This window comes from Hyphomicrobium sp., assembly GCF_035572195.1.
Classification (GTDB): Bacteria; Pseudomonadota; Alphaproteobacteria; order Rhizobiales; family Hyphomicrobiaceae; genus Hyphomicrobium_B.
This window is the reverse complement of sequence record NZ_DATNBA010000025.1, coordinates 1-6,409: the sequence shown is the minus strand read 5'-3', so window position 1 is coordinate 6,409 and position 6,409 is coordinate 1. Positions and strand designations below refer to the sequence as shown.

Annotated in this window: 8 protein-coding genes; 1 reads left to right on the top strand and 7 read right to left on the bottom strand. The window is 60.6% G+C overall.

Features of this window, described 5'->3' with window-relative positions; all coding sequences use genetic code 11:
- The 4 genes from VN623_RS02530 to mtgA form a co-directional block, all read right to left on the bottom strand.
- Positions 1-204: hypothetical protein (locus tag VN623_RS02530; protein ID WP_325567795.1), on the bottom strand; the 204-nt coding region annotated here is incomplete at its 3' end.
- 178 nt (positions 205-382) lie between these two features.
- Positions 383-787, bottom strand: coding sequence for a hypothetical protein (locus tag VN623_RS02525; protein WP_325567793.1), 405 nt, complete (start codon positions 785-787; stop codon positions 383-385).
- 158 nt (positions 788-945) lie between these two features.
- The gene (gene rpmF, locus VN623_RS02520) at positions 946-1,131 is read right to left on the bottom strand and encodes a 50S ribosomal protein L32 (protein ID WP_325567791.1); all 186 of its coding nucleotides are present in this window, start codon (positions 1,129-1,131) and stop codon (positions 946-948) included.
- Positions 1,132-1,334: 203 nt separating this feature from the next.
- The gene (gene mtgA / locus VN623_RS02515; protein ID WP_325567789.1) at positions 1,335-2,759 is read right to left on the bottom strand and encodes a monofunctional biosynthetic peptidoglycan transglycosylase; all 1,425 of its coding nucleotides are present in this window, start codon (positions 2,757-2,759) and stop codon (positions 1,335-1,337) included.
- 102 nt (positions 2,760-2,861) lie between these two features.
- On the opposite strand from mtgA, the gene VN623_RS02510 reads away from it, so the two are divergent.
- Complete coding sequence (locus VN623_RS02510; RefSeq protein ID WP_325567787.1) at positions 2,862-3,767, top strand: farnesyl diphosphate synthase; 906 nt, start codon at positions 2,862-2,864, stop codon at positions 3,765-3,767.
- A 45-nt stretch (positions 3,768-3,812) separates the two neighbouring features.
- Here VN623_RS02510 and VN623_RS02505 read toward each other — a convergent pair whose 3' ends face one another.
- From VN623_RS02505 to VN623_RS02495, 3 genes are all read right to left on the bottom strand, one after another.
- The gene (locus VN623_RS02505; protein WP_325567785.1) at positions 3,813-4,484 is read right to left on the bottom strand and encodes an outer membrane protein; all 672 of its coding nucleotides are present in this window, start codon (positions 4,482-4,484) and stop codon (positions 3,813-3,815) included.
- A gap of 157 nt (positions 4,485-4,641) precedes the next feature.
- Positions 4,642-5,961 carry a flavin-containing monooxygenase gene (locus tag VN623_RS02500; protein WP_325567783.1) on the bottom strand — a complete coding sequence of 440 codons (1,320 nt, stop codon included), beginning with the start codon at positions 5,959-5,961 and terminating at the stop codon, positions 4,642-4,644.
- A gap of 220 nt (positions 5,962-6,181) precedes the next feature.
- Positions 6,182-6,409 (bottom strand): flavodoxin-dependent (E)-4-hydroxy-3-methylbut-2-enyl-diphosphate synthase (locus VN623_RS02495; protein WP_325567781.1); only part of this gene is annotated, 228 nt, incomplete at its 5' end.

Below are 6,409 nucleotides of genomic sequence, written 5' to 3'. Positions count from 1 at the left end.
GGCGCAGGCATTGCGTTCCCAGTCGATGCGGCCGGTCTTGATGTCCCAGACGTAAGCCGTCTCGTCGATCGACGAGAGGATGCCGATGAGGTCAAGGCCCTCGGTTTCCGTCAGAGGATCGATGTCCCTCGTAACGCCGTCGTCAGACGGAACGTCGTCGTTCGAGTCAGCGCCCTGTCCGTGGAAGTTTGCCGGGGGAAACACGGTTTGACCTCGAGCTGGCCCCCGAGCACGCCCCACGCAAATTGGAACGGGGCCGGTTGTATCCAAACTTCAAGACGAGAAGTTAATGTGAAATTGCTAACACTTGTTAAAGTTCGAGCCGCCAATAGAATTGAACGCGCGTCTATTTAGGCTTTTCTAGTACGAAATTGCGCGATGCTTACTGGTCTGCGCCGATATTGAGATCGCGGCGCGCAACGCGAATGCCAATCGTGTAACCGCCGATAACGTCGATCAGCGATGCAACGAGGATCAGGAAAAACACCGACGTCGCCGCTTGCGGCACGATCAAGAACTCCGCACCGACAGCCATGAACACGATCATCGAAAGCGCATGATCGATCAACGTCGACGTCGTCGTGAAGGTCGACTTGACGATTTCGACGAAGAGCAGGAGCAGCGTCACGAGTAGAACGAGGTCGCCCCAAGTGAACTTCCAAATGCCGCCGCTCAAGAGCCTGAGTTCGAAAATCTGGCGGCCGAGAGCCTCTTCTCCCAGCGACAACGCAATGACGTTGTAGAGAACGAAGGCGAAGACCAAGAGCGGAAGGGCTCTAATCGACATGAGGCTTCTCCTGACATTTCGCAGCCGCCGGGCGCGCCGGACTTTCTGACACGCCGTATCCGATTTGCCAAGCAACAGGAGACCGGTAAAACCAGTGATCGACGGCGCCAATGCAATGGCGCCACGTCGAGCCTAACTTAGCCGATCCAGGTGCAGACCTACTGGTCGGTCTTGGGCGTCAGGATCTGCCGGCCGCGGTATTTGCCGGATTTCATATCGATGTGATGCGGACGGCGACGCTCGCCGCTTTCCTTGTCCTCGACGTAGGCCGGTGCCGTCAGCGCATCATGTGAACGCCGCTGGCCACGCTTCATCGGGGACATCTTACTGCGCGGTACTGCCATAGTTTTGCTCCAAAGTTGGCATCATCCGCCAAATGGCGAGGCGCCGCAGAACATGCGGCGGGGACGCCGAACGTCTTATTGCTGAATCGGCCCGGCAGCGTCGCCTTTTTGGCGCGGCTCGCGAGCCCTGGCCGGGCTTATACGCAAACTCGATACGGAACGCCAGTCCCCGCGCACGCTGCTGCCGGCGCCAAAACCCGGTTTCACATGCGTCGTTTCGGCCAGATGCACACCGTCTGGCTCGAAGGGGCAAACCGCATACGCACCTGAACCGCGCTGGCCAGCCGGCGCGTCCCGGGACCCGGCTTTCCGGCATTACGCGTCAGCGGATTGGGCAGCGCCACGGCCAGCCGCGCCGCCTCCCGCTCGTTCAGACTTTTCGCCGGCTTCTTGAAGTAGAACCTCGAGGCCGTCTCGACGCCGAAAATGCCTGGGCCCCACTCGGCGATGTTGAGATAAACCTCCATGATCCGGCGTTTCGGCCAGACCAACTCCAAGACATAGGTCAAAGGCAACTCAATCGCCTTGCGCAGGAAACTCTTGGACGGCCAGAGGAACAGGTTTTTGACGACCTGCATCGAAATCGTACTAGCGCCACGCATCTTGCCGCTTCCGGCGTCTTCGACCGCGTCCTCGATGGCCTCGAAATCTATGCCGTTGTGTTGGCAAAACCGGGCATCTTCGCTCACCAGCACGGCACGGACCACGTTCGGCGACATGTCCTCGAAGTCTACCCACTGCTGCGAGATGTCCTCTCCGAAGGCCCAGCGCTGCAGCATCAGTTCCGAAATCGGCGGATTAACGAAGCGGTAGGTGACGATCAAAATCAGCACGAGCGCCAGCCAAGCCGCTGCAATAACGCCAATAATTTTCAGCGCACGCCTAGCGAGACCCTTGTAGTCCCAGTCCCGGTGATCAGCGGGCCAGGCCTTGTGTCCGGACATGTCTGGTCGGGCGGCAGGGTCGGCGACCAGCGGTCCAATCGGTAACTGCGGCTGAAGCGCGGAGACGACGGACATTATCCGCGGTGTCGCCTGCGCCGGCGTCGCGCCTTGCCGCCGCTCGATCTGGCGGTCCCGGCGCACTTGCGCGATCGCCGCTTCGACGGTCATCGTTCGGGCAAAGACCTCAGCTTCGATCTCGGAAAGAGCCGCGTCGACGCTTAGCGGCGGCGTTGCAGACCTGCCGGACCCATCGGGGGTAGCCTCAAGTGTTGCCTCGACGGACGGCGGCAGATAGGCCCTCGGCGGCTCGGCTAGGGATGCCTCTGGGGATGCCTCTGCGACCGCCCCTACGTCGGCAACATAAGCCGCGGGGTTCAGCGGTAATGGAACGATCAATCGGGTCAACAACGCCACTGGCTGTGGTTGTGCTCGCGCCGGAGAAAATGCCCACGGAGGCAAAGGCCGAGGCGGATTGGCAAAGGCTGGCCGCCAATCGACAGCCTTCGGCTCGACGCCCGCCACATCGGCTGCGGCATGTTCGGTTGTATTTGCCGCTGCAGCCGCGGACAGCCCGACCGGGCTGGCGGCGATGCCCTCCAGCGGCCGGGGGACGGCGTCAACGCGGACCCGCGAGGCCGTATTCGGCGCGGCCGTTGGCTCTGATGTGTCGTCCGCCCGATCCATGCTTTGCTTACATCGATTGCCGTGTGATACCGCGTCGGCGGTAGCACCCAACGATGGCCATGTTACGTGCCCGCTCAGCCCCGCGACGGAGAGGTTTAGGTAGTGTCACAGTTTCTTGTGCAGCTTGGCAATGCCGCAACAGCTGTCGAAGCTTATCTCTCAACTATTCTGGCGAAACAGGAAGCCGCAGGTACGCCGCGGAGGCTGGCCGAGGCGTTGCGCCATTCGGTTCTGGCGGGGGGCAAGCGTTTCCGCCCCTATCTTGTTTTCAACTCGGCCGCCCTTTTCGGCGTCGAACGCGAGGGTGCGCTCCCGGCCGCCGCGGCAATCGAATGCATCCATTGCTACTCGCTGGTGCACGACGATCTGCCGTCGATGGACAACGACGAACTGCGGCGCGGCCAGCCAACGGTATGGAAGGCTTATGACGAGTGGACGGCGATCCTGGCCGGTGACGCGCTGCAGGCTCTCGCCTTCGAGCTCGTCAGTAGTCCGGAATGCCATGAGGATCCGGGTGTGCGCACGGAGCTCGTTCAAACCCTCGCGGCGGCTTCAGGCGCGGTCGGGATGGTTGGTGGCCAAGTCCTCGATCTCGAGGCGGGAAATCTGCCGACCGACGCCGCACCGACGATTGCCGGCGTCACGAGGCTGCAATCGATGAAGACCGGCCGCCTTATTAGGGCCGCCTGCGAGATGGGCGCCATTCTCGGCAAGGCCGCGCCGTCCGAACTTGCAGCGCTCCGCATCTACGGCGAGCATCTCGGAACGGCATTCCAAATCAGCGACGACCTACTCGATGCCGTAGGCACAACCACCAATGTCGGCAAAGCAACAGGAAAAGACGCTGCGGCTGGCAAGGCGACGCTCGTCGGCCTGCTCGGTGTCCAAGCGGCACGGGACCATCTCGACCAAGTAATTACGGCTGCCGTCACAGCGCTTGTTGCGTTCGGCGAAAAAGCCGAGCCCCTTGCCGACGCCGCGCGGCTGATGGGCCATCGCGGCAGTTAGCAAGGGGCGAGATCGGGGGCAGGTCTGGCTAGAGCCGCGCCAGGCTTAGAACTTGTAGTTCAAGCCGGCTCGAACCGTTTGAATGTCGTTGTTGACGTGGACCGTGTTGCCGCCACCGGAAAACGTGTCGTCTCCGAAGCCGAGATAAAGATATTCGGCCTTGGCGCTCCAATTTTTCGCGAATGCCCATTCGAGGCCGCCGCCAACTGCATATCCGACCTGAGTGTCTGAATTCGACAGAGTGACCGGTCCGATGTCGACCCGGTTTGAGATGTCGGCGAATGCAACGCCGCCCGTGCCGTAGAGCAGCCACGGTCCCTGCGCGATACCGAGGCGTCCGCGAACCGTGGAAAACCAATCGATGTCGGTCCTGGCGTTTGCGAAGCCTCCGAAATCGGCGCTCGCATTGATGTCGGAGGCTTGAATATCACCCTCAACCCCGAACACGAAGCGATCGCGCTGCCAGTTGTAGCCGATCTGCCCGCCGCCGAACGCGCCATCCGGTTCAGTAAAGTCCGAATTCGACCAGCCGTAGCCGCCGTTGACGCCGATGTATGCACCTTCCCAAATGGCGGGTTCGACGTAAGATTCAATTGGTGCCGGTGGCGGATTATAAGGCTGATAAGGGCCGAGATCGGCGGCCCACGCGCTCGTAGTTGCGCTAACGCAGAGCAAGATGCCGCCAAGCGCAATGGCATTGGCCCGCTGTAATTTCATTTTGAAAAACCCCGTTGGTTTAGGCTCTCGGCCCTCTAACGGGGTCAACGCGTAACCAGAAACTCAGTTCCATTTTCGGCATCAGAACCGCGCTACCGGCGAAGCTGATATGCGTCTGCGAAATTGCTCAAATGAGCATTTGACGCGAACGCGCGGTCTAGGCGCGGATAGGCACGCTGGTTTTCTCCGCCGTGAGTTTTTGTTTCCGGGCCATCCGGCGGTCACGAGCTTTGAGCAGCGGCAGAATCCAATGGGCGATGCGGATCTCGCGGCGCGCCTTTTCGGGATCCACGAGGTGCGTCGTCGGCAGCCGCTGCGTGAAAGACTGCTCCATGACAGACCCGAGCGGAAATTCGAGTTCATCTTGGAGAGCTATCAAGCGTGCATAGAGATCAGCGAGCGGCGTGATCAGGCGGCCGAAGCCGTTGCGCGCTTGCGCCCATCCAACAATGTAGAGACCGCGAACGCCAGGCGGAAACGCGCCGCCGTAAACTTGCACTATACCATTTTCGATTTTGACCAGACCATCCGGCAAAAACGGGAACGAGGTATGAAATCCCGTTGCCGCGACGATCAGGTCATAGGTCGCCGTCGAGCCATCTACAAAGGTCACCGTCTTTTCGTCGACGTGATCGATCGCGGGGCGAGGCTTGACGCAACCTAGGCGAATTGAATTCAAGAGGTCCGTGCCGAATGCGGGATGACGCTCGAACATCTTGTGGTTCGGCCGCTGCAATCCATAGCGGCGATAATCGCCGATGCTCAATCGGATCATCAATTTGATGATGGCGCGTTGAACGAAGATCGGCAGGCCCCAGAGTGGGATGTCGGTCAGTGGACGGCCGAGGAACGTTTTCGGCATGTACCAATATCCGGACTTCAGGCTGATATCACACGACTTGCCGAAACGGCCCGCGTCGCAGGCCATGTCGACGCCGGAATTTCCTCCGCCGATGACGAGCACGCGCTTGCCCTCGAACTGCGATGGTTCGCGGTAATCCTTCGAATGCAGCATGTCGCCGGTGAACGTGCCGCGAAACTCGGGATAGCGCTTGTCCCAATGGTGGCCGTTACAAACGACGACGCCTTTGTAAATTCGCTCTTCGCCGTCGGCGAACTTTACGATCCAGCGGCCGGCATCATCGGGCGCGGCGAGCCGAACTTCCTTGTTGAATTCGCAATGCCTGAGAAGGTCACGATCCTTCGCAAAGCTCTGGAGATAAGCGAGCATCTGATCGGCCGACGGAAAATCCGGGTAATCGGCCGGCATCGGATAGTCTGAGTATTCGGTCGCCTTTTTCGACGAGACGATATGCGCCGTCCGGTAGACGCCGTGCAGCCAGTTGCCGCCGATGCCCGTCGCGGCATCGACGATATCGAAGGTAATGCCGCGTCGTTTGAGGGCCGCTGCCGTCGCGAGCCCGATGGGCCCGGCGCCGATGATCAAGTGGCGGTCGTGGCTGGCTCCGTCGCTCATCAATGAGCTTCCCTGGTGATTGGACCTTTCACCGTCTAACAAGCTCAACGGCGAATCGTGCCCAAAATTTTGCGACGTGGTAATCGGGGACGTTCATTAGACTATGGGTAAGCCGAGCGAGCCAAGAATCGGCGAAACGACGCGGTTACCGGCTAGGCCGTCCGTTAACTATTTCAGGCGCCGGGGGGCATTATTCGGCGGCGCTGCTGTCCGCCTTCTTCTATTCGGCGGCACTGCTGTCCGCCATTGCCGACACGGCAAAGCGCCGCGCGATATAGTCTTCGACGATCGCCTTGAAGTCCGCCGCGATATTCGGGCCGCGCAGCGTCATTGCCTTCTTGCCGTCGATGAAGACAGGGGCCGCCGGCTGCTCGCCGGTACCCGGCAATGATATGCCGACGTCTGCGTGCTTACTTTCGCCGGGTCCGTTCACGATGCAACCCATCAC